The sequence below is a fragment of the Humidesulfovibrio sp. genome (assembly GCF_030689645.1).
Lineage (GTDB): Bacteria > Desulfobacterota > Desulfovibrionia > Desulfovibrionales > Desulfovibrionaceae > Humidesulfovibrio.
Genome location: NZ_JAUYFU010000032.1, coordinates 13,615 through 35,102, shown reverse-complemented (window position 1 = coordinate 35,102; position 21,488 = coordinate 13,615). Strand labels below are relative to the sequence as shown.

Annotated in this window: 19 protein-coding genes; 11 read left to right on the top strand and 8 right to left on the bottom strand. The window is 66.4% G+C overall.

What is annotated here, in order from left to right:
- Positions 1–22 precede the first annotated feature (22 nt).
- The 3 genes from Q8O35_RS05240 to Q8O35_RS05230 all read right to left on the bottom strand — a co-directional run bounded on the left by Q8O35_RS05240 (position 23) and on the right by Q8O35_RS05230 (position 4,294).
- Positions 23–1,813 carry an ATP-binding protein gene (locus Q8O35_RS05240; RefSeq protein WP_305571366.1) on the bottom strand — a complete coding sequence of 597 codons (1,791 nt, stop codon included), beginning with the start codon at positions 1,811–1,813 and terminating at the stop codon, positions 23–25.
- A gap of 67 nt (positions 1,814–1,880) precedes the next feature.
- The gene (locus Q8O35_RS05235) at positions 1,881–2,963 is read right to left on the bottom strand and encodes a GGDEF domain-containing protein (protein ID WP_305571364.1); all 1,083 of its coding nucleotides are present in this window, start codon (positions 2,961–2,963) and stop codon (positions 1,881–1,883) included.
- A 191-nt stretch (positions 2,964–3,154) separates the two neighbouring features.
- Positions 3,155–4,294 carry a PAS domain-containing sensor histidine kinase gene (locus Q8O35_RS05230; RefSeq protein WP_305571362.1) on the bottom strand — a complete coding sequence of 380 codons (1,140 nt, stop codon included), beginning with the start codon at positions 4,292–4,294 and terminating at the stop codon, positions 3,155–3,157.
- Positions 4,295–4,450: 156 nt separating this feature from the next.
- Between Q8O35_RS05230 and Q8O35_RS05225 the strand changes: the two genes are divergently transcribed.
- Positions 4,451–5,005: a hypothetical protein gene (locus Q8O35_RS05225; RefSeq protein WP_305571360.1), complete on the top strand. Its 555-nt coding sequence runs from the start codon at positions 4,451–4,453 to the stop codon at positions 5,003–5,005.
- 53 nt (positions 5,006–5,058) lie between these two features.
- Positions 5,059–5,466 carry a hypothetical protein gene (locus tag Q8O35_RS05220; RefSeq protein ID WP_305571358.1) on the top strand — a complete coding sequence of 136 codons (408 nt, stop codon included), beginning with the start codon at positions 5,059–5,061 and terminating at the stop codon, positions 5,464–5,466.
- Between the two features lie 28 nt (positions 5,467–5,494).
- Here Q8O35_RS05220 and Q8O35_RS05215 read toward each other — a convergent pair whose 3' ends face one another.
- Genes Q8O35_RS05215 through Q8O35_RS05205 form a run of 3 tightly spaced genes read right to left on the bottom strand, consistent with a single transcriptional unit; the run spans position 5,495 to position 9,399 of the window.
- A complete protein-coding gene (locus Q8O35_RS05215) occupies positions 5,495–6,037 on the bottom strand; it encodes a DUF3859 domain-containing protein (RefSeq protein WP_305571356.1) in 543 nt (180 codons plus the stop codon).
- 50 nt (positions 6,038–6,087) lie between these two features.
- The gene (locus Q8O35_RS05210; protein ID WP_305571354.1) at positions 6,088–7,176 is read right to left on the bottom strand and encodes a phosphotransacetylase family protein; all 1,089 of its coding nucleotides are present in this window, start codon (positions 7,174–7,176) and stop codon (positions 6,088–6,090) included.
- A gap of 51 nt (positions 7,177–7,227) precedes the next feature.
- Positions 7,228–9,399, bottom strand: a complete 2,172-nt coding sequence (locus Q8O35_RS05205) for an acetate--CoA ligase family protein (RefSeq protein WP_305571352.1) — start codon at positions 9,397–9,399, stop codon at positions 7,228–7,230.
- Positions 9,400–9,423: 24 nt separating this feature from the next.
- On the opposite strand from Q8O35_RS05205, the gene rnc reads away from it, so the two are divergent.
- Positions 9,424–10,122 carry a ribonuclease III gene (gene rnc, locus Q8O35_RS05200; protein ID WP_305571350.1) on the top strand — a complete coding sequence of 233 codons (699 nt, stop codon included), beginning with the start codon at positions 9,424–9,426 and terminating at the stop codon, positions 10,120–10,122.
- Positions 10,123–10,217: 95 nt separating this feature from the next.
- Here rnc and Q8O35_RS05195 read toward each other — a convergent pair whose 3' ends face one another.
- Positions 10,218–11,189, bottom strand: coding sequence for a flagellin (locus Q8O35_RS05195; protein WP_305571348.1), 972 nt, complete (start codon positions 11,187–11,189; stop codon positions 10,218–10,220).
- 296 nt (positions 11,190–11,485) lie between these two features.
- Here Q8O35_RS05195 and Q8O35_RS05190 point away from each other — a divergent pair, with 296 nt between their 5' ends.
- Positions 11,486–12,829 (top strand): response regulator, encoded by a 1,344-nt coding sequence (locus Q8O35_RS05190; protein WP_305571346.1) that lies wholly within the window; start codon positions 11,486–11,488, stop codon positions 12,827–12,829.
- Between the two features lie 45 nt (positions 12,830–12,874).
- Here the strand turns inward: Q8O35_RS05190 and Q8O35_RS05185 are convergent, their stop codons facing one another.
- Positions 12,875–13,204, bottom strand: a complete 330-nt coding sequence (locus tag Q8O35_RS05185) for a hypothetical protein (protein ID WP_305571344.1) — start codon at positions 13,202–13,204, stop codon at positions 12,875–12,877.
- Positions 13,205–13,330: 126 nt separating this feature from the next.
- On the opposite strand from Q8O35_RS05185, the gene Q8O35_RS05180 reads away from it, so the two are divergent.
- The 7 genes from Q8O35_RS05180 (at position 13,331) to Q8O35_RS05150 (ending at position 21,488) form a co-directional block, all read left to right on the top strand.
- Positions 13,331–14,140, top strand: a complete 810-nt coding sequence (locus tag Q8O35_RS05180) for a tetratricopeptide repeat protein (RefSeq protein ID WP_305571342.1) — start codon at positions 13,331–13,333, stop codon at positions 14,138–14,140.
- 118 nt (positions 14,141–14,258) lie between these two features.
- Positions 14,259–14,981, top strand: coding sequence for a PTS sugar transporter subunit IIA (locus Q8O35_RS05175; RefSeq protein WP_305571340.1), 723 nt, complete (start codon positions 14,259–14,261; stop codon positions 14,979–14,981).
- Positions 14,978–16,951, top strand: a complete 1,974-nt coding sequence (locus Q8O35_RS05170) for a proton-conducting transporter membrane subunit (protein WP_305571339.1) — start codon at positions 14,978–14,980, stop codon at positions 16,949–16,951. Before Q8O35_RS05175 ends, Q8O35_RS05170 begins: the two co-directional genes overlap by 4 nt.
- Entirely contained in the window at positions 16,951–17,886 is a 936-nt protein-coding gene (locus Q8O35_RS05165) for a respiratory chain complex I subunit 1 family protein (RefSeq protein WP_305571337.1), read from the top strand. The genes Q8O35_RS05170 and Q8O35_RS05165 overlap by 1 nt, the downstream gene beginning before the upstream one ends.
- A gap of 7 nt (positions 17,887–17,893) precedes the next feature.
- Entirely contained in the window at positions 17,894–18,535 is a 642-nt protein-coding gene (locus Q8O35_RS05160; protein WP_305571334.1) for a hydrogenase-4 component E, read from the top strand.
- A 5-nt stretch (positions 18,536–18,540) separates the two neighbouring features.
- Complete coding sequence (locus tag Q8O35_RS05155; protein ID WP_305571332.1) at positions 18,541–19,992, top strand: proton-conducting transporter membrane subunit; 1,452 nt, start codon at positions 18,541–18,543, stop codon at positions 19,990–19,992.
- A 2-nt stretch (positions 19,993–19,994) separates the two neighbouring features.
- Positions 19,995–21,488: an NADH-quinone oxidoreductase subunit C gene (locus tag Q8O35_RS05150; RefSeq protein WP_305571330.1), complete on the top strand. Its 1,494-nt coding sequence runs from the start codon at positions 19,995–19,997 to the stop codon at positions 21,486–21,488.

The window sequence follows — 21,488 nt, the reverse complement described above, 5'->3', positions numbered from 1 at the left end:
CCATGCCCGGATTGCGTAATCCTTAGGCGGCAGGCAGGCGCACGGTGAACACGCTGCCGGTGTCGGACTCGGGATTCGTCGGCGAATCAACGTAGACCTCGCCCTCGTAGTTGCGGGCGATGTGCCTGCAAATGGCCAGGCCGAGTCCAGCGCTTCCCGCGCCATCCACCCCGTTGCCATCGGCGCGGAAGAAGCGCTCAAAGATGCGCTTCTGGTTCTCGGGCGTGATGCCCGGCCCCTCGTCGGCAAAGCGCAGGGTCACGCTCGGGCCGTCGCTCACAGCCTCGATCGTGACCTTGGTGCCTTCGGGCGAATACTTGATGGCGTTGTCAACGATGCTCTCAATGATCTGCAAAAGCCCGTCGGGATCGGCTGCGGCAGGCGGCAGGTTCTCCGGCAGGGGGGCCAGCACCAGCTCGATGTTCTTCTCCTGGGCCGCAAACGATGCGTTCTTGAGAGCGTGGTCCATGGCCTGCGCAACGCTGGCCGAGAGGTCAGCCGGACGCTTGCCGTCGCGCTCGCTCTTGGCCAGAGCGAACATGCCGCCGATGACCTTGGCCATGTGCACGGCGTTGGCGTGAATGATCTCCAGGAACTCGCGGCGCTTCTCGGCCTCAGCCGGGGGCGAGTCGAGCAGGGTCTCGGAGTAGCCGCGGATGCTGGTGAGCGGCGTGCGCAACTGGTGCGAGGCGTTGGCAACAAAGTCGCGCAGCACGCGCTCCACGCGCTTCTGCTCGCTTGTGTCGTGGAACACCAGGATGACGCGCGGGCGGTATTTGTGGTCGCGGAAGGGCACCACGGTCATCTCGGCGCAATGGCGGTCCTTGAGTTCGATCTGGCGGTTCACGCGTTCGCTGGTTTCGCCGGCCATGATGGAGTCCACGATATTTTGGATCTCCAGGCTCATGGTGGCTTCAAGCGGAGCGCGGCCGATGAACTCGTGGGCACGTGGGAATATCCCCGAAAGCGCCGGATTCACGTGCAGGATGCGGCCTCCGGAATCGAGCACCATGACGCCTTCGATCATGCCCTCGAACATGGCCCAGAGCTCGCCGCGCTGGTTCTCGATGACCTTCACGTTCTTTTTGATCTTCTTGGCCATGCGGTTGATGGCCTCGGCCAGGGGCTGAAACTCCGCCGCCGGATAGAACAGGATCTTGCGGCGGTAGTCGCCGTCGCCAATTGCCTGTGCGGCCTCCGTGAACTGGGCGATGCCCGAGGTGATGGTGCGCGTGAGCAGCCAGAGCAGAACGCCGGAGCCAAGCAGGAGCGGCACCATGGCAGCCAAAAGTGTCCAGCGCATGCGCTGCAGGTGCATGCGCACCTGGCTTACCGGGGCGGCCAGGCGCAGCACCGTGTCGGGCGCGCCCTCATTGCTCACCAGCTTCTTGGCCATGTAGATCATGTCGCGGTCAAGGGTCGCGCTGTGGCGCGTGGCCTGGCCCAATTCGCCCCCAAGGGAGGCGATGACCTCGGGCCGTGAGGAGTGGTCCTCCAGCTTGCCTACTTCGGCGTACGGCACGCTTGAATCGGCAACCACGTGCCCGCCCTCGATGAGGGAAATTCGCATACCCATGCTGCCAGCCAGCGAGTGCAGGAAGTCCTGGCGGTCGCGGGGCTCCTTAAAGGGCCCGCTGCGGTCAAGGAGCCATTGCACTGTCTCAAGCTTGGCCTGGGTGTCACGCTCGAAGTCGCGCGCAGTCTCATCATCCAGAGTGGAGCTATAGCGCCAAAAGGCCAGGGCCAAGCCGGCAATGAGCACGCCCCAGCCCCACAACAAAACACGCATCTGAATGGATCGCACTCGTGGCATCATCTATCCTTGGGAGTATCCGCCAGTCTGGCGGGGTTGTCGGCTCTCTTCGATTGGGCAGAATCGTTCAGGCGGTCCGGGATGTCGCCAGGGAGCTATACCGCACCACGCGGTTGCGGCCTTGGGCCTTGGCCGCATACATGGCCTGATCCGCCGCCAGGACCAAATCCGAGGCCGACTGGCGCGCCCCAAGATGGGCCACGCCGATGCTCACCGTCACCTGCAGGGGCGGCACGGCCTCCGGACTTGTAAGGTGCGGGACAAAAGGGCACCTCGCCACATCCTGGCGGATGCCTTCGGCGCGCAACAAGGCGCTGGCCTCATCAAGCCCCTCGCACAGCACCACCAGCTCCTCGCCGCCGAAGCGCGCTGCATAGCCGGAAAACTGCACCGCGTGGGCCGAGAGAATGGCCGCAAGCACCCGCAACACGCCGTCGCCTACCTGGTGCCCATGAGTGTCGTTGATGATTTTGAAATTGTCCACATCAAGGAACATGAGCGACAGCGGAATGTTGTTCCGGCGGCAGCGCTCCAATGCGGCTGTAAGCTGGGCGTCCAAAGCCCGGCGGCTGTAAAGCTCGGAAAGCAGCGGATCAAAATTGGCGGTGTGCTCCAGCTGGCGCGCGCGCTCCTGCCAGGAGCGCGCCTCGTCCCTGGCCTGGCTCACCATGTCGGAGATCATTCCGCGCAGGCGGCGCAGCACCTCGGCCGGAGAATCCGCCTCGACGATGCCTTTTTCCGTGTCCGCCCCCAGGCGCTGGATATTGCTCTCCCGCGCGGCCATGCTTTCCTGGACCTCCACAACGACCTTGGACATTTCATGGTACAAGGCGTTAAAGCCCTGGCGCTCCGTCGCAAGCTGGCTGCGCAGGTCGGTCATTTTTTGATTTTCAAGCACAAAGTTCTGGATGGAGTTCACGATGCGCATGAAGCGCCGACGATCCAGGGGCCGCTTGGCCATCTGCTCAAAAACTATGGCCTGGAGCTGAGCTTTCTGGTCCTCGGTGAAGAGGTCCATAGCCGAAACGAGATTGCGGGCAAAAAGCACAACAGCCATCCAGTCAGCATTATTCTCCACGCCAAGGCGCGCCAGGGTCTCCTGGACCGAATCCAGCCCGCTCAGGGGGTTTTGCTCATGTGGCGTGACCATTTTCACCTCATACCCGACAGACTATCCCATTCCACGAAAAATTCAAAGAAAGAATGCACCGAGCGCAAAGCATCATCACATGCCGGGGCAACAGCTCCAGCCAAAATCACGCCGGGCACAGGAATCATCTATCCCTCATCGACCGGAAGCGTCAACGCCCGGCACAAGCTCCGCCCGGCAAACGGCAGAGGTTAACCCAGACGCTCAGGCAGCGTGACGGTGAACTCCGTGCCCACTCCGGCCTCGGAGCGCATCTCCAGCCGCCCGCGCAGGTACTCTTCGGTCAGCAGGCGCGCGCTGTATGTGCCCAGACCGCGCCCCTGCCCCTTAGTGGAAAAGAATCGGGTGAACAGCTGCAGCCTCACGGCATCTTCCATAACGCCCGAATTATGCACGCGATAAAACACACCGCCGGGCCTGAGGCCGCAAGAAAGGGTGACGGTTTCGCCCTGCCCCGAGGCCTCCAGCGCATTCTTGGTCAGGTTGGCCATGATGCGGTACAGCAGATTTTTGTCCGTCTCGAAATACCCATCCGCGCTTTCCGGGTGCACCACAAGATGCTTGCCCGCGGCCACGCCCTGCCGACGAAAAAAGTCCGCAAGCTCAAGAAGGATGAGCCGGGTGCCGAGCTTCACGGGCTGCACCTCCACCTCGCGGCTTTCAGCCGCGGAGAACTGCTTCTGGGCCAGAACCTGGTCCACCAGGCGTGAGGACGCGCCGAGCAGGATCTCCGTGTCGTCGCGCAGGTCGCCGCTTACCTGTCCGGCCAAAAGCCCGCACAGACCGTGGATGCCGGAGGAAGTGTCCAGCACGTCGTGGTAGAAAATGCGCTCAAAAAGCTGCACGCGCTTCTCAAAGGAGACGTCCAGCATGGTGACGAAGAGAAAGCTCTCCCCGGCGAGGGTGAGCGGCGTGGAAAAGAACTGATAATTGGCTGCGTCCATGACCTCGCGATCGTCGCGGGTGATGCGGCATTCCTGCACATCCTGTCCGCCTGCCAATCCTTTCAGGATGGCCTGGGCAGCGCCGCAGTGGCAGCAGAACGGCGTGACGCCGCAGCCGTCAGGGGTGGCGCGGCGATGGTCGCAACCCAAAACCTCGCCCACGCGCTGTCCCAGCAGGCTGGCCGCAGGACGGCCCACCAACCTGGCCAGATTCTGGTTTGCCAGCACTATCTCGCGTCCCTGGTTCAGCACCATGACGATGACAGGGAGCAGGTCCAGCACGCCGCTGGCGTTCAATGTTCCGGCCAGCTCCGCCTGTCGGCGAAGGGTGTCCATGGGCGCTCGCCCGCCGGGCAGGAAGGGCGCAAAAGGCGAATTCGTTTGCATTGGGGGAACTCCGCGTGACGACGACAAGCGGCCCTGACGCCGCGTTGAGAGGGAGAATAACAACAAAACACCCCCCTCGCAATGCGGTTGGAACCCGCCTGCGCGGCAGGCGCTACGCCCTTGCCCGGCTGGCCCGCCTGCTGTAGTAGCCCAAGCATGAACGCCCCGCAGACAAGCCTGCTCCGTTTGTGCAATCTTGCGCGCGCAGCCCACAAATATCTGTTTCGCGTGGCCCCGCTGCCCCATGCAACGGGATCAATCTCTGCGCTGCTGGGGGTCGACATCGCGATGTACAGCCTGGACCTGCTGGCCAACGGCGCCCTTTTGGCCGGGCTGGGACTGGCCCTGCCCGCCTCGGGCTGGTTGGGCCTGGCTCTCCTGTGCGTGGCCGACGGCTATTGTCGGCACCGGGAGTATCTGCGGCTCAAGAGCGTTCTGATCCGGCGGGGATTCCACCCGCGCCTGCTTGGACCTGTGGCCACCTCACGCTGCCAGCGCGATGCAGCCCTGGCCGCCGCGCGGGAGCTTGGGCACCTGCCGTGCGCCCGCGCGCACTTCCACGCCCTGGGCTACCGCTGGTACCACCTGCTGCCCGACGGCACCGTGGACAACCCCATGCGCTTTTTGGACCCGGCGTTCCTCAAAACCACGTTCCTGCCGGGCAAGTCCACGGCATCCAGAATCACAGGCCGCACCGACGCCCTGCGCTGAGGCCCGGCGTTCCGGTTGCCTTCCCGCCCGGCCTGCCGTATCTTTTTCGCACCATGACCAAACCGCAGCACAATTCGCCAACCTCTCCGCCGCCAGGCCACGCAGATGCCCCACAACTGGACCCGCGCGCCGACGCCCTGCCCGTTCCAGCGGCCCATGCCCAAGGCGAGCCCCTGGCCGATCCCCTGGACGACGGCTTCTTCTCCCCGCAAGATCCCGGCCTGCCGCCCCTTGACTGCGTGGGCTGCGGCTGGTGCTGCCTGGACAATCCCTGCGAGGTGTCGCACCAGGCCTTCGGCCACACGAAGCGCTGCCCGGCCCTGAGGTGGACCGGCGCGCGCTATATTTGCGATCTGGTAGTGCGCCCGGTTGCGGGCGTGGACCTGGCCCCGCTTTTTGTGGGCCAGGGCTGCTGCGCAAGGGCCAACGCCTGGCGCGAAAACGTGAAGCAACGGGATTGAAGCAAGCCCGGCGCGGGGGGATTGAAGGCTACGGCTTCACCGTCACCTGAAAGGCCTGCCGGGCCAACAGACGGCCCTTGTGCAGAATCTCAATGACGTACTCGCCGGGCACAAGGTCGGCCTGGGTGTCGAAATTCCACACGCTGTGCTCCACCTCCCCGATGACCCGCTCGAACTGCGCCGTCGAGTGCGTCATGGGCAACTGGGTGTCCGGGTTCACAATCTGCGGGTGTTCCACCACCACGTCCACCACCACTGCCGCGCCCTTGGGGCTGCCGGTGAGCTGGTAGCGCAGGCCGATGCCCACATCCAGGCTGGCTTCCGCCGCCGCGCCGTGCCGCGCCAGAGTGAAGTCGCGCGCCTGGTCGCGGATGCCGTCAGCCACGCTGGGCGTATAAGCGCGGCTCTCCACAGTCGAAGAGAAAGTGCCGACGGCCAGCACCTTGATCCCGGTCACCTTCGCCAGGGCGGTCTGCTGCGCGCGCAGGAGCCCTCCCTGGGCCATGGCCTCAAAGGCGCAAAACAAGGTGAGCGCCACCGCGACGAACCATGTGACGGTCTTTTTTCGCATGCAGTCCTCCCGGCCCGAAAGCCTACCTCCATACACCTTACAACGCGGCCCTATAGGCCAAGGCTCTGCCGCAGCACGTCCATGCGCAGGTGCTTGGCAACCAATTCCGCTCCCTGCCGCACCTTCACGGCGTCGCGCATCTTGTGGCGGGTGAGCAGGTTCTCCATCTTCTTGGCCACTGTGAAGGTATCCTCGCGCACGATGATGATGCTCGTCTCCAGAACCTCGGAACGCGTGAGGATGACGTCGTTGGGGTAGAGGTTGCCGGTGAGCACCAGGCAGGGGCAGTCGCCCTCAAGGGCCACAAGCTGCACGTCGGCGCGGTCGCCGCCCACGATGACCGCGGCGTTCTTCTTTTTGCGGAAGTGCAGCATGAAGTTCTCCACCTGCATGGTGCCGATGAGGAACTGCGAGACCACTCGGTCGGTGCGGTGGTGCGCGCTGATGACCTTGCCGCCCAGGCGCTGGGCCAGGTCCCCCACGGTGATGGAGCCCATGAGCGGGTCGCGCGGGAGGATGCCCAGCACCGGAATGCCGCGCGCCTCCAGGAAGGGCGCGAGGTGTCCCGACACCTCCTCCAGAAACGGCGGGGGCACGTCGTTCAGGATCACGCCGGAAAGATTGTCGCCCAGCTGCTCCTTCAGCACCAGCAGCAGGTCGTAGTTCAACTCCTTCTCGAAGCGGTCGATGACCACGCTCTGGATGCCCAGGGCCTTGACCACGCTGATGGCGTCCACCCCGGAATATTTGCCGGAATACATGCTGCCGCTGCCAGCCACCAGCATGAGGTCGCGGCCCTTGGCCAGCCCCTCGTAGGCGCTCTTGATGTTCGCCACCAGGCCGCCGTCGGCCACGCCGGGCAGCCGCCCCTCAAAGGCGTCCACCTTGAAATCCTGGGTGACCACCACAGGGGTCATGGCCGTTGGCGTATGGGCCGGGTCCTCGGCCAGCCCCAGGGCGGCGCGCACAAAAAGCGCGTCCTCGTCGGCCAGCCCCGCCTCGGTCTCCAGGGGCATGGCGCCCACGGGCTTCATGTAGCCCACCTTGAGCCCGGCTTGCTGGAAGCCCAGGCCCAGGCCCACGGTGATTGTGTTCTTGCCGGAATAGCCGGAAGTGGAGCCGATGTAGAGTCCGGGCATGGCGCCCTCCTTCGCGTTTGATCGAAAAATATCTCAGCGTCCGCCCAAAGGCTAACCCAAAGTGAGCCGCGCCCCGGCGATGAACACGCCCTCTGGCCCGGCCAGCACGGGCGCGAACTGCGCCCCGGCCAGCCTTGGCGCGCGCAACGCCAGGCGCGCAACGGCCAGCAGCAGCCGCTCCAGCGCCGCAAGCGACACCACCGCACCGCCGCAGGCCCCGCGCAAAAGCGGATAAAAACGCATCTCGCGCAGCATCTCGCGGGCATCCCCCGGGGTCAAGGGCGCAAGCCGGTACGACACGTCGCCCAAAAGTTCGGACCCGACGCCCGCGAGGCCAAAGGACAAAAGCGGCCCGAACTGGGCATCCCGCGTGAAGCCGGCCACCAGCTCGAACCCGTTTCGCGGCGCTCCCGCAGCGGCCTGCACCAGACAACCCGTGACGCTTGCGTCCGGCCTTGTGCGCGCCGCACGGCTGGTGAGGGCTAAAAATGCGCCGCGCACCGCGTCATCATCGGCGAGAAGACCGAAGCGCGCGGCCTCGCTCTCGCGCAGCGCCAAGGCTGCTCCAGGCCCGCCCTCGCGCACGGCCAGGCGCAGGGACACGGGCAGGCCGATCTCCCGGGCCAGGCGCACGGCCTCGCGGCTGGTGCGGGCAAGGCCGGTGGTGAGCACGGGCAGCCCAGCCGCGTGGGCGGCCTCCAGGGCCGTCACCCCGCCAAGCTCAAGCAACCCCTGGGCGTGGGCGGCTTCTACGATGGCCACGGCCTCGTCGTCCCAGGGGGCGTCGCAGGCGTCCTGGGCCTCGCAGGACATGGGCGGCGCCGGGCGGCCCCGCAGCCAGACCTGCTGGTCATGCAGAGCGGAGAGCGCCTCCACCGCAGCCTCTGGAAAATCGTAGCAGGGAATGCTTGCCGCCAGAAGGGCCTCCCGTGCAGGCGCCACCAGGGTCCCGCCCATGAAGCACGCGGCCACTGGCTTGGCCTGCGGATTGTCCGGCCCTTTCGCGGCCTCGATGACAGCGCGCGCGGTTTTCAGCGGCTCGGACTTGGCCGTGGGCGTAAGCAGCACCAGCAGGCTGTGGATCTGCGGGTCGGACAAAAGGATGGACAGGGCCGAGCGGTAGCGTGCGGCCCCGGCGTCGCCCAACGCATCCACGGGATTGTACAGCGACGCGAACCCCGGCAGGACCTCGCCCAGGCTGGCGAGGGTCGCCGCAGCCGGGCGCGGCAGGGTCAGGCTGGTGCGCGCGCAGGCATCGGCCGCCAGAACGCCCGGACCGCCCGCGTTGGTCAGGATGGCCAGGCCGGGGCCGCCCGGCAGGGGCAGGGAGGCGAAGGCCTCTGCCAGGCCGAAGAGGCTGGCCATTTCCTCCACATGAACGATGCCCGCCTGGCGGAAGGCCGCGCGGTAGGCGGCGGGCGAACCGGAAGCCGAGCCCGTGTGGGCCGAAACAGCCCGCGCCCCAGCCGGAGTGATGCCGGCCTTGAGCATGAGCACGGGTTTTTTCGCAGTCACCTCGCGCGCGGCGGCCAGAAATTCCTGCCCGTCCTCCACGCTTTCGCAATAGCCAAGAATGACCTTGGTGTCCGGGTCGTCGCCCAGGGCCCGCAGCACGTCGGCCTCATTCAGGCGGGCCTTGTTGCCCAGGCTCACGAACTTGGCGAAGCCCAGGCCCAGGCTCATGGCCCAATCCAGCACGGAAACGCACATGGCCCCGGACTGGGAAAAAAACGACACTCCGCCGGGCTTGGGGTGTCCAGCGGCAAAGCTCACGTTCAGGTTGCATGCGGTGTTGATGAGGCCAAGGGAATTGGGGCCGAGAAGCAGCATCCCGGCACGCTCCGCAATGCGCGTGAGCTCCTGCTCGGCCAGAAACCCTTGCCTGCCCGTCTCGCGGAAGCCCGCCGCCAGCACGATGGCCGCCCGCACCCCGCGCGCAGCCAGGGCCTCAACCTCGGCCAGGGCCTGCGCCCGCGGCAGGCAGACCACGGCCAGATCCACGCCCTCCGGCAGCATTTCCGAGGACGCCAGCGGCGTCAGGCCTGCCAAAGTCTCCCCTGCCAGGGCGGCGGCGGGATTGACGGGATGGACACCCCCCCTGTACCCTGCGGCTACAAGATTGGCCAACACCATGCCGCCCACCTTGGACCGGCTGCGCGAAGCCCCCACCACCGCCACGGAAGCAGGGGACAAAAGCGCGGCAAGGGACTGGATTTGGGACATATGGGTGGCCTTCCGGAGGGCTGGGTGGACGAGAATCTCACGACGGTACAGGATGATATCCACTATCGTTTCAAGCAAGTCAAGCTGCTGGAGCTGGCTCTGGCGCACAGTTCCTGGGCAAACGAGAAGGGCCGCCCGGAACTCTCCAACGAACGTCTGGAATTTCTGGGCGACGCAGTGCTTGAGCTCTGCGTCAGCGAAGAAGCCTACCGCCGCTTCCCCGATGCCGACGAGGGCCTGTTAACCAAGCTGCGCTCGCGGCTGGTGAAGACCAGCACCCTGGCCGGGGTGGCGCGCAGCCTGGGCCTGGACCAGCGCATGCTGCTGGGCCGCGGCGAGGAGTCCCAAGGTGGCCGCGGCCGCGACAGCCTGCTGGCCGACGCCCTGGAGGCGCTTTTCGGAGCGGTGTTCATGGACGGCGGCTTCGAGGCGGCGCAAACGCTTGTGCTGAAGCTTTTGGATCCCCTGTGGCCCGCAAGCCCGGCCCTGCCCGGCGGCAAGGACTGCAAGAGCCGTCTGCAGGAACTGACCCAGGATACCTACCGGGAAAGGCCGGTGTACAGCCTCGTGGACTCAAGCGGACCAGAACACCATAAGGTCTTCGTGGTGGAGGTGCTGCTGCCCGACGGCCAGCGCTTCCGCGCCACGGGCCCAAGCCTTAAGAAGGCCGAGCAGGCCGCCGCCCACAACGCCATCACGGACCTCTCCCGCGCCCAAGCCTGAGCCTGACGCCAATAACGCACCGGGCCGGAAGGGATTTCCCCCTCCGGCCCGTTTGACAGCGTGCGTCTTGCCTGCGGCGCTTAGGCCGCGCCCTACTATCCCTGGATGAGCTGCAGCGCCATCTTGGGCAGGCTGTTGGCCTGAGCAAGCATGGCCACGGCGGACTGCGCGAGGATCTGCTGACGGGTGAACTCCGTCATTTCCGTCGCCACGTCCACATCGGAAATGCGCGATTCCGAGGCTTGCAGGTTTTCCGCCTGGATTGTGAGATTGGTGATGGTGTTTTCCAGACGGTTCTGCATGGCGCCCAGAGCGGCGCGAACCTTGTCCTTGGAGATGATGGCCTGGTTGATGGCCTCCAACGCCTGCTGCGCAAGCTCCTGGGTGGAGATGCTCTTGCCCGCGTTGTTCTCGGCGATCATCTTCGCCCTGATCGTAAGGTCGAGCTCGGCATTGATCTGCGCGTCGGTGTACTTGTTCTTGCTGGTGGCAAGCTGACCAAGGCCCAAGGCCGAGGCGGTGGAGCAGCCGACATTGATGTAGTAGTAATCTTCCGAGGAATCGTTGCCGGAGCCGAAGTGGATCTTCAGCGCGCCCACGGCTTCGATGCCAGTGCCATTGTGGGAGGTGGCGCCGCCCGAAAGATGCCCGTTCAACAGGTGGATACCGTTGAAGTCGGTGGCGTTGGCGATTCGCGTGATTTCCGAGCACATGGCCTGGTATTCGGAGTCGATCATGAGGCGCTGGTCAGACGAGTAGGTGCCCGTCGAGGCCTGCATGGCCAGTTCCTTCAGACGGATGAGCTTCTCGTCGATGACGCCCAGCGCTCCGTCCGCAGTCTGGATCATGGAGATGGCGTCGTTGGCGTTGCGCACGCCCTGGTTCATGCTCTTGATGTCCGCGCGCATGAGTTCGCGGATGGCCAAACCGGCGGCGTCGTCTGCGGCGGTGTTCACGCGCAGGCCCGAGGACAGCCGCTCAGTCGAGGTAGACAGGGCCCCGTACGCGGTGCCCAGGTTGCGGGACGCGTTCATGGCCATCAAGTTGTGATTGATCACCAAAGACATGACGTAAACCTCCTTGTTCGAAAAAACATTCCCTTTTGCGCCGCAACATGCATGGGCGATGCCAACTAACAAAAAGCATATTATTCCGAACCATTATCCGTCACGTCATTGTCTAGACTCTTTCAAAATACCTTTGTGGCCCATGAAAAAGCTGCCGGGCGTCAGCGCCTTGTCGCGAGTACCCATTTCAAGAAGTACGCACTCGACATGTTTCTCACCGTTGTGATAGTTTCCCAGAAGCGTGGCGTGCTGTCCCGCCACCGCCACCCGCCCCCCCCAAACGCTGCAGGAGGACAATGGCCACTGCCCCGAAATTGGACCAGGATCTCCGGGAATTCCTTGAAAATCAGGCCGGAATGATCGTCATGCTTTCAGATGACCCCCTTTTTGTGCGGGCCCTGCGAGCCACAGTATTCAAGACCCTGGGCGTCAAGACCGACTGCCTGCAGATTCACACCGACCCGGTGCAGGCGCTAAAGGGCATCAGCGACCGCCTCTCGCGCAAGCTGCCCGTGCTTGTCCTGGCCGACAGGCTGCTGCGCGGCCGGAACACGCTGGACTTCCTCCGCACCGTCAAAACCACCTTCGCCGAAGCAAGGACCATGGTCATCACCCAGGAGACCAGCAAGGAAGGCCTGTCGCAGCTCTATGAGATCGGGGTGGACAGCATCGTGACCAAGCCCGTGAGCATTGACACTCTGGTGGAAAAAATGGCCGGGGCCATCAAGCCGCAGAGCAAGATCAGCCAGATGGTGCAGGAGGCCCGAGGCGCCCTGGACCAGGGCGACACGGCCAAGGTCAAGCAGATCGCTCAGGAAATCCTGCGGCTGAAGGAAAAAAGCCCCGTGGCCTTCATGCTCCTGGGCGATGCCTTCCTGGCCGAGGACCGCCGCGACGAAGCCATCCGCGCCTACGAGGCCGCCCACCTGGGTGCGCGCCTGTATCTGGAGCCCCTGAAGAAGCTGGCCGAGGCCCACAAGGAGCTCGACGACGACGCCTACCTGCGCTACCTGCGCAAGCTCGACGTCATCAGCCCTCTGAACACCGACCGCAAATGCGAGATCGGCAAGGTCTATGTGCGCAGAAACGACATGGAGCACGCGGACCGCTACTTCAGCGAAGCCATAGCCACGGCCCAGCGCGAGGCTCTGCACCACGTGGACCGCGTCGTGCAGGAAATCGCAGAGGTGGTGGCCGAGTCTTCGCCGGATCTGGCGGAGAAGTATTATGTGCAGCTTCTGGACATGAAGGGCGACAACCTGACCCTGGAGGACATGATCACCTTCAACCGGCTGGGCATCGCCCTCAGGCGGCAGGGAAAATGGCGCGAGGCCGTGGAGAACTACAAGAAAGCCCTCACCGTGGCCCCGAACGACGAGCGCGTGCTGTACAACATGGGCCTGGCCTATGCCGACGGCCAGCTCCACCGCATGGCCGTAGGCGCCTTCGAGCAGGTGCAGCGCATCGCCCCGGAATTCCACAAGACCGCAGCCGTCGTAGCTTACAACATGGCCAACGCCTTCGCCATGACCAAGGACATCCCCTCCGCGCGCTACTATCTTGCGGCGGCGCTGGAGCGGGATCCGGGCCACGCGGCATCACGCCGGCTGCTGACTCGCCTGGAGCAGTTGGGCGTATAGCGCTGGGGTGAAACACCGGGGCGAGCGCCCCGGCAGAAGGCGATATTAGAAGCGCACCAGGCGCAAAAATCCCAGCACGAACCCGATGGCGCCGATGTCTACATTATAATTGCAAAGCGCCATGGCCGTGAAGAAGCTCCACAACAGCACAAGACCCCGCCCACCGAAGAACAGCGCCAGAAGGCCAGCCCCCAGGCTGCCCAGGCCCCAGGCCCCGGAAAGCTGCCCCCAGAGCACGGCCTGACGCGCGGCCATGAGCAGCACATTCCCGCCCGACCCGCTCACCGGCGTGTCCACCACATAAATGCGAAAGTAGAAGCTCCCCACATAGGTGAGGGCGAACACGAGTGCGGTAAGTATTGTATTGCGGGACATGAACAACCTCGCTAGCGTGGCAAACAGCCGTGCATGACGCGTTTCGCCCCCCGCAGTCAACCCCCTTGCGAAGCCCATGCCCCCGGCAGGCCGCCCGGCCATGCCCACAGGACCCGGAGGAGCCCCATGCACGCACGCTCAGATTCCCGCACAGTGGCGAATTCCACAAGCCCTGCCAGGCCAGTGCTGGGGCGCCTGGCTCTTCTCTGCCTGGCCCTGCTGCTGTGCGCGGGCTGCGGCCGCCCTGACCCCGCGCTAGAGGCCCCTCCCCCTCCTGCCCTTGCAAAGACCGATGCCCTGGACCGCCCCCGGGCCCTGCTCCGACCTGGCGCGGAACATGACGCCCAGGCCGCCCTTGACCTGTTGGAAGGCCGCGCCGAACCGCCCGCCCGGCTGCTGGCCGTGCAGGCCCTGCGTCAGCTGGACCGCCTGAATGAGTCCGTGGCCGAAGCCAACAGGCTCATCCTGCGCGAGCCTCGTCTGGGGGCGGCCTTTGTGGAGCGGGGGCTGACCCTCTCCGCCCTGGGCCATGCAGAGCGCGCCCTGGAGGACCTGGACGCCGCGCTGATGCTGGACCCGACAAACGCCGCCGCCCTGCTGGCCAGAGGCGACCTGTACTTCCTGCTTGAGTTGCCGGATCTGGCCGAAGAGAGCTACTCCCGCGCCATCGCCCTGGAGCCGGGAATCCCCCTGGGCTGGATCAACCGCGGCGTTGCGCGCGATGAGCAGGGACGCTTCACCGAGGCCATCGCCGACTTCACCAAGGCCCTGGATCTGGACCCGACACAGGCCTCGGCCTTTGAGAACCGGGGAGTTTCACGCTCGCAGCTCGGCGACATGACGGGCATGTGCCTCGACTATGCCCGGGCCTGCGCCCTTGGCCACTGCCGCAGGCTCACCGATGCGCGCAGCATGGGTTATTGCGCAACCCCCTGACGCGCAACAACACTGTTGACAAACAGGGGCCGAAGGTTTTCAGTTGCTTCGTCTCCACCGCAATCAACCGTGCGTCCCGCCCTTCCCCGGACGGAGCTCCAACACGTAAGGACGTGGAATGCGGCTCACCCTGCGCGAGGCTGCGACCTCCCTCAACTGCACCGAAAAGACCGTGCTGCGCTGGATAGCGCACGCGGGACTCCCCACTGTGCGTCTAGGCGGGCTGTACCATTTCAACCGCGCGGAGCTGATGGAGTGGGCCATCCACCACGGCATAGAATCAACAGCCTTGTCCTGCGAGCTTGAGCCCGAACATGACGGACATTGCGCTGCGGTTTCCGCCCTGGCCGGAGCCTTGCGGGCGGGCGGAATCCTCGCGGACGTGCCAGGCGCCACCCTGCCGGAAGTGCTCTGCGCCGGGGTTGCGCGCATGCTGCCCGAGGCCGGGGAGGCTGATCGCCAACTGGTGCTGGCCATGCTGCTGGCGCGGGAGGCCACCGGCGTCACCGCCGTGGGCGGCGGGGTGCTGGTGCCCCATGTGCGCGCCCCGCTGATCCTGGGCGATACGCCGCGCATCCTGCTCATCCACCCGGCCACGCCCCTGCCGGAAACCGCCGTACGCACCCCGGACGGACGGCCCGTGGAGGCTCTGTTCGTGCTGGCCTCGCCCACGGTGCGCGCGCACCTCACCCTTCTGGCGCTGCTCGCCGCCGCCCTGCGCGACGCGGATTTCCGCCAGGCCGTGCTTTCCCGCGCCCCCGAGGCCGCCATCCTGCACTCCGCCGCAGCAGCCGAACACCTGCACCAGTCCGCGTCCAGCCCCTCTACGAGGCGCGCATGACGCTTTTCGCCGCCTGTCTGCTGACCTTTCTGCTGGGCGCCCTGGCCTCCCTTCTTCCTCGCTCTTTCCGCGCGGCCAACGCCCTGGGCTCCGGCTTCGCGGCGCTGGGCTGCCTGCTGGGGCTGGTTCCCGCCGTGCAGGCCTTGGCCAGCCCGCAGGACTGGGAACTCATTCTGTACTGGCCTCCCCCCTGGGGATTGGGCGCGCTGGGCCTCGACGGCATCTCCGCCCTGTTCCTCACCCCTGCCCTGGGGCTTATGGGCCTGGGCGCGGTGTACGGGCGCGGCTACCTGGCGAACATGGAGGGCCGCAAGCGCGCCGGCCCGCCCTGGTTCTTCTACAACATTCTGGCAGCCTCGATCACCGGCGTGTTCTCCGCGCGCGACCCGCTGCTGTTGCTGCTGTTCTGGGAGGGAATGGCCCTTTCCTCCTACTTCCTGGTCTGCATGGAGGACAGGGACGGCTCTGTGCGCCGGGCCGGGCGCATCTACCTTGTGGCCTCGCACCTGGGTGCGGCCTTTCTGCTGGCGCTGTGCCTGCAGCCCGGAGCCTCCTGGCCGCCAGCCTACGGCCTGGCTCCCGGCGCGTCAGTCACCATGCTGCCCGGAGCCGATCCCGCCGGATTGATATTCCTTCTGGCGCTGGTGGGCTTCGGATCAAAGGCCGGCCTGGCCCCCCTCGGCGTGTGGCTGCCCGAGGCGCATCCCGCCGCGCCCAGCCATGTATCCGCCGTGCTTTCCGGCGTCATGATCAAGACCGGCGTGTACGGCATTCTGCGCGTGCTCCTGGCCTACCAGCCCGAGCCCTGGTGGGGCTGGACCCTCATCGCCATGGGCGGCGGCACGGCGGTGCTCGGCGTGGCCGGAGCCCTGAGCCAGGCCGAAATCAAGCGCCTGCTGGCCTGGTCAAGCATGGAGAACGCCGGGCTGATGCTCCTTGGCCTGGGCCTCGGGACCCTGGGCCGGGCCCACGACGCGCCCCTGGTGGCGGCGCTGGGCTTCAGCGCGGCCCTCATCCACATGGTGAACCACGGAGTGTTCAAATCCCTGCTGTTCTTCTGCGCGGGCAGCGTGCTGCATGGCGCGGGCGAGCGGCGCATGGACCAGCTGGGCGGCCTGCTCAAACGCATGCCGGCCACCGGAACGGCCTTCCTGGTGGCCTCCCTGGGCATCTGCGGCCTGCCGCCTCTGGGCGGGTTCGCCTCCGAGCTGTTGCTGGGCCTGGCCGCCATGAAGGGCCTGCTGCTGCCCACCAGCAGCCTGGACATTCCCAGCCTGGCCGCGCTGGCCGCGCTGATCCTCTGCGCGGGCATAGCCGCTGCGGTATTCGTGGGAGCCTTCGGGGCGGTGTTCCTGGGCGAGCCCCGCAGCCAGGCAGCGCAAAACGCCCACGAGGCTCCGGCTCTCATGCGCTGGCCCATGATCTTCCTGGCCTGCCTGGCCCCGCTGATGGGCCTTTGCGCGCCGCTCTTGCTCAACACGGCCTTGGGCGTGCTTGAGCCAGCCCTGCCCGGAGCACAGGCGCTGGGCGCACCGCTGGTGACCGGCCTGACCACGGCCTCTCTTGTCTTCGCCCTGCTGCTGGCGCTCTTCGGCGGGCTTTTCCTGCTGCGCCGCACGCTTTTGCGCGGCCGCGACGTGCGCACCGGGCCCACCTGGGACTGCGGCTACATCGCGCCCACGGCGCGCATCCAGTACACCTACTCGTCCTTCGCCCAGCCCCTGTCCGAAATGTTCCGGTCCCTGACGGGCAGCACCGGCAGCGCAACCCGGCCCTGGCGGCTGTTCCCGGTGCGCGTCGGCTACTTCGCTGAAACCCAGGACCGCGTCCTCACGGCCTTTCTGGCCGCCTTCAACTTCATGGACGCCCGGCTTGAGGCCCTGCACCGGCTCCAGCAGGGGCAGGTCCACGTTTACGTGCTCTACATCGCCGCCACCCTGGTGGCGCTTCTGGCCTGGGGGCTCTGGTGATGCCGCTCGTCGACCATAACGCGGTCCACTGGGGTGCGCTGGCGCGCGCGGCCCTGGGCCTCGCCCTGTGCCCGCTTTTGTTCGGCGTCATCAACCGCGTGAAGGCCAAGTTCGCGGGCCGCACGGGCCAGCCGCTGCTGCAAACCTATTTCGACCTGGCGCGGCTGCTCAAAAAGGGCGCGGTGTACAGCCGGACCACCACATGGCTCTTCCCCATGGGGCCGCTGCTGGGCCTGGCCTGCGCCCTGGCCGCCCTGTGCCTGGCGCCCCTGGGCGGCATGCCGGGGCTGCTCTCCTTTGAGGGCGACCTGTTCCTTTTCGCCGGGCTCCTGTCCCTGGGGCGCTTCGCCACCGCAGCCGCCGCCCTGGACACCGGCTCCAGCTTCGAAGGCATGGGCGCCAGCCGCGAGATGCAGTTCGCCGTGCCTGCGGAGCTGGCGCAGATCCTCGGCCTCGCCGCCCTGGCCCAGGCCACGGGCTCATTATCCCTGTCCGAAATGCTGGCCCGCATCGACATGGTGCGCTGGGAGGCGGCAGGACCGGTGCTGGCCCTCACGGGCACGGCGCTTTTCCTGGTGCTCCTGGCCGAAACCTGCCGCATTCCGGTGGACGACCCCAACACACACCTGGAGTTGACCATGATCCACGAGGTCATGGTGCTGGACCACTCCGGCCCGGACCTGGCCTTCATTCTCTACGGCCAGGGAGTGAAGATGTGGACCCTCTGCGCCATGCTGGCCGGGCTGCTGGCGCCCGTGCGCAGCGGCGACCCGCTTCTGGACGTGTCCCTGGGCGTGGCGGGAGTGTTCGCCCTGGCCCTTGTCATGGGCGTTGTGGAGTCGAGCATGGCGCGCCTGCGCCTTTTGCTGGTGCCCCGGCTGCTGGTGGGCGCTACCGCCCTTTCCGCCCTGGCGCTGATACTTTTGCTGAGGTAGCGTAAACATGCTCTCGCTGGTGGAATTCATCCTGGTCGGCCTGGTGCTGACGAACCTGGTGCTCCTGGGCACCAGCCGCATCGGCCTGTGCATCCGCATGGTGGCTTTTCAGGGCGTGGGCCTGGCCTTTCTGCCGCTCCTGGGCCACGGCGACCTGACATGGTCATCCCTTGCGATCTCTGCCGCAACGGCCCTGCTCAAGGGCTGGGCCTTCCCCACCCTGCTCTTCCGCTCCCTGGAGAGCGCCCATGTGCGCGCCGAGGTGGAGCCCTATGTGAGCTACTCCGGCTCGCTGCTCTTCGGCGTGGCCGCCCTGGCCGTCTCGGTGTGGCTGGGCGGACGCATGCCCCTGCCCGGGCCGGGCGTGCCCCAGCTGCTCATCCCAGTGGCTTTCTTCACCATTCTGGTGGGACTTTTCGGCATAGTCACCCGGCGCAAGGCAGTGAGCCAAGTAGTGGCCTACCTGGTGCTTGAGAACGGCATCTTCGCCTTCGGGGCCGTGGCCCTGCGCAAGGCCCAACTCCTGGTGGAGATGGGCATCCTCCTGGACGTGTTCGTGGCCGTGTTCGTCATGGGCATCGCCATCTTCCGCATCAACCGCGAATTCGACCACATCGACTCCGGACGGCTGGCGTCCTTGAAGGAATAGCGGGGATGCTCGGCGCGCTGACAATCCTGGTCCCGGCCCTTGCGGGCGCTGCCGCCTTCATGCTGCGGGAGCATCGCGCCCGGCGCGCGCTTCTGGTGGGCGCGGCGGTGGCGCACCTGCTGCTTACGCTGGCGGCTTTTGCGGCGCCCGCCCGGCCCATGTTCGACGGCGCGCTTTTGCTGGACGAGCCCGGACGGCTGTTCCTGCTCATCACCAGCGTGCTGTTCCTGGCTGCGGCCTTCTACTCCGCAGGCTACCTGGAGCGCGAGATGCGCGGCTCCAGGCCGGACATGATCGAGGGACGGCTCTTTTCGAACTCGCCCGAGGCGCGCTTCACCGGCTGCCTGCTGCTGTTTCTGGCGGCCATGAGCTTCGTGTGCATGGCGCGCAACCTGGGCCTTTTGTGGGTGGGCGTAGAGGCCACGACGCTGGCCTCGGCCCCGCTCATCTACTTCCACCGCCACCACCGGTCCCTTGAGGCCACCTGGAAGTACCTGCTGCTCTGCTCCGTGGGCATCGCGCTGGCGCTCTTCGGCACGTATATGCTGGCCCTGGCCGGGGGCGGCGAGATCTCCCTGAACCTGAACGCCCTGATGGCCGCAGGCCCCACCCTGGACCCGGTGCTGCTCAAAGCGGCCTTCGTGTTCCTGCTGGTGGGCTACGGAACCAAAATGGGCCTTGCGCCCATGCACACCTGGCTGCCCGACGTATACAGCGAGTCGCCCTCGGTTATGGCCCTCATGAGCACTTGTCTGCTCAACGTGTCATTCCTGGCCATCCTGCGCGTGCGGCAGGTGCTGGCGGCGGCGGGCCAGGCCCAGTTCGGCAACGACCTGCTGGTGTTCCTGGGCCTCACCAGCATGGCCTGGGCTGCGGTGTTCCTGCTGCGCCAGACCGACTACAAGCGCCTGCTGGCCTATTCCAGCGTGGAGCACATGGGCATCCTGGCCTTTGGGGCGGGAATAGGCGGCGCGGGCATGCACGGCAGCCTGATGCACGTGCTGGCCCACGGCGCGGCCAAGGGCGCCATGTTCCTGCTGGCCGGCAACGTGTTGGCCGCCTACATGACCAAGAACGTTTCCGAAGTGCGCGGCGCGGTGCGCGCCCTGCCCTTTTCCGGCCCCCTGTGGGTGGCGGGGGTGCTCGCCCTTACCGGCATGCCGCCCTTCGGCCTCTTTGTCAGCGAGCTTGCCATCTTGCGCGCAGCCCTGGCCGGGGACCGCCCCTTCCTGGCCGTCATTTTCCTGGTGCTTCTGGCCATGGCTTTCATCGGAATCACCACAGCGGCCCTGCGCATGGCCCAGGGCGAAAACACCATCCCCGCCCGGCCAGAGCCGATGAGCGCCACCTGGCCGCCCCTGGCCCTGCTCCTGGCGGCGCTGCTGCTGGGCCTGTACCAGCCCGCGCCCCTGGCCGCAGTGCTGGCCGCCTCGGCGCGGCTCACCGGGGGGTTCTAGCCGTGCGCAACGCCCAGGCAATACCCATCCGCCACATCCCGCTGCTGCCGGTTGAGGAGTTCTGCGTGGAGGTGCTTGAGGCCGTGCTGCACGAGGCCAGGCTTTCGGCCCTGTTCTGCGCGCCCGTGAACGGCGAGCTCCGGCTCTTCGCCATCCTGGCCGAGGATCGCCTGGGCGTGCTGCACGCCCTTTCCGCCCCGGCTGGCAACGGCTACCCCTCGCTGACGCCGGACTGCCCCCAGGCGCATCTTTTCGAAAGGGAGATCTGGGAAACCTGGGGCGTGACGCCGCTGGGCCACCCCTGGCTCAAGCCCGTGCGCTTCCCCGCACGCAACCCGCTGGGTGAAGCGATCGCCGGACCAGAGATCGGCCAGGCGCGGTTCCTGGAGGCCCTGGGCGAGGGCGGGCACGAGGTGGCCGTGGGCCCGGTGCATGCTGGCATCATAGAACCTGGGCACTTCCGCTTTCTGTGCCACGGCGAAGATGTGCTGCACCTGGAGATTTCGCTGGGCTACCAGCACCGGGGCATTGAGCGCGCCCTGGTGAACGGCCCCGGCCCACGCTTTCTGCAACACATGCAGACCCTGGCGGGCGACACGACAATCGGCCACACCCTGGCGGCCTGCCAGAACCTGGAGGCCCTGTCCGGGTGCCGGGTTCCTGCGGGCGCGCTGGTGCTGCGGGCCATGGCCCTTGAGCTGGAGCGCCTGGCCAACCACGCAGGCGACCTGGGTGCGCTGGCCCTTGATGTGGGATTCCTGCCCACCTCCTCGTTTTTGGGGCGCATCCGCGGCGATTTCCTGAACATGACGGCCAAGCTCTGCGGCAGCCGCTTTGGGCGCGGACTCATCAGGCCGGGCGGCACGGGCTTTGACCTGGATAACGCCAGGGCCGAGGCCGTGCGCGCGCATCTGGCTGAGGTCTTCCCGCACTGCGTTGAAGCTGTCGAGCTTCTTTGGAGCACGCCGTCAGTGCTCTCCCGTTTCGAGCGCACAGGGATCGTATCCCGCGTGGACGCCCTGGCCCTGGGGCTGGTTGGCGTGGCGGCGCGGGCCTGCGACGTGGAAATCGACGTGCGCCAGGACTATCCCGTGGGCGCGTACGCCTTCTCACACGTCCCGGTGGCCGTGAGCCAGACGGGCGACGTTGCGGGCCGGGCCTTTGTGCGCCACATGGAGCTGCTGCACTCCGAAAAATTCCTGACCGAGCACCTGACGCACCTGCCCGCCGGCTCCGGCCCGTGCGGCGGATTCCAGGCTTCGATGGGCAACCTGGCCCCGGAGCACCTGGCCGTAAGCCTCGTGGAAGGCTGGCGGGGCGAAATCTGCCACGTGGCCCTGACGGACAGCGCGGGACGATTCGCGGCCTACAAGGTGGTGGACCCGAGCTTCCACAACTGGGCCGGGCTCTCCATGGCCCTGCGCAACCAGCAAATCTCGGACTTCCCCATCTGCAACAAGAGCTTCAACCTGTCCTACTGCGGACACGACCTTTAG

What these genes read in the sequence shown, in the direction of transcription:
- Q8O35_RS05220 (WP_305571358.1), top strand. Translation starts at nt 5,059, where the DNA reads ATGACCAAACCGCAGCACAATTCGCCAACCTCTCCGCCGCCAGGCCAC.
- Q8O35_RS05160 (WP_305571334.1), top strand. Translation starts at nt 17,894, where the DNA reads ATGCTCTCGCTGGTGGAATTCATCCTGGTCGGCCTGGTGCTGACGAAC.
- Q8O35_RS05175 (WP_305571340.1), top strand. Translation starts at nt 14,259, where the DNA reads ATGCGGCTCACCCTGCGCGAGGCTGCGACCTCCCTCAACTGCACCGAA.
- Q8O35_RS05155 (WP_305571332.1), top strand. Translation starts at nt 18,541, where the DNA reads ATGCTCGGCGCGCTGACAATCCTGGTCCCGGCCCTTGCGGGCGCTGCC.
- Q8O35_RS05185 (WP_305571344.1), bottom strand. Translation starts at nt 13,204, where the DNA reads ATGTCCCGCAATACAATACTTACCGCACTCGTGTTCGCCCTCACCTAT.
- Q8O35_RS05195 (WP_305571348.1), bottom strand. Translation starts at nt 11,189, where the DNA reads ATGTCTTTGGTGATCAATCACAACTTGATGGCCATGAACGCGTCCCGC.
- Q8O35_RS05210 (WP_305571354.1), bottom strand. Translation starts at nt 7,176, where the DNA reads ATGCCCGGACTCTACATCGGCTCCACTTCCGGCTATTCCGGCAAGAAC.
- Q8O35_RS05165 (WP_305571337.1), top strand. Translation starts at nt 16,951, where the DNA reads ATGCCGCTCGTCGACCATAACGCGGTCCACTGGGGTGCGCTGGCGCGC.
- Q8O35_RS05170 (WP_305571339.1), top strand. Translation starts at nt 14,978, where the DNA reads ATGACGCTTTTCGCCGCCTGTCTGCTGACCTTTCTGCTGGGCGCCCTG.
- Q8O35_RS05230 (WP_305571362.1), bottom strand. Translation starts at nt 4,294, where the DNA reads ATGCAAACGAATTCGCCTTTTGCGCCCTTCCTGCCCGGCGGGCGAGCG.
- Q8O35_RS05180 (WP_305571342.1), top strand. Translation starts at nt 13,331, where the DNA reads ATGCACGCACGCTCAGATTCCCGCACAGTGGCGAATTCCACAAGCCCT.
- Q8O35_RS05240 (WP_305571366.1), bottom strand. Translation starts at nt 1,813, where the DNA reads ATGCCACGAGTGCGATCCATTCAGATGCGTGTTTTGTTGTGGGGCTGG.
- Q8O35_RS05190 (WP_305571346.1), top strand. Translation starts at nt 11,486, where the DNA reads ATGGCCACTGCCCCGAAATTGGACCAGGATCTCCGGGAATTCCTTGAA.
- Q8O35_RS05225 (WP_305571360.1), top strand. Translation starts at nt 4,451, where the DNA reads ATGAACGCCCCGCAGACAAGCCTGCTCCGTTTGTGCAATCTTGCGCGC.
- Q8O35_RS05205 (WP_305571352.1), bottom strand. Translation starts at nt 9,399, where the DNA reads ATGTCCCAAATCCAGTCCCTTGCCGCGCTTTTGTCCCCTGCTTCCGTG.
- Q8O35_RS05215 (WP_305571356.1), bottom strand. Translation starts at nt 6,037, where the DNA reads ATGCGAAAAAAGACCGTCACATGGTTCGTCGCGGTGGCGCTCACCTTG.
- Q8O35_RS05235 (WP_305571364.1), bottom strand. Translation starts at nt 2,963, where the DNA reads ATGGTCACGCCACATGAGCAAAACCCCCTGAGCGGGCTGGATTCGGTC.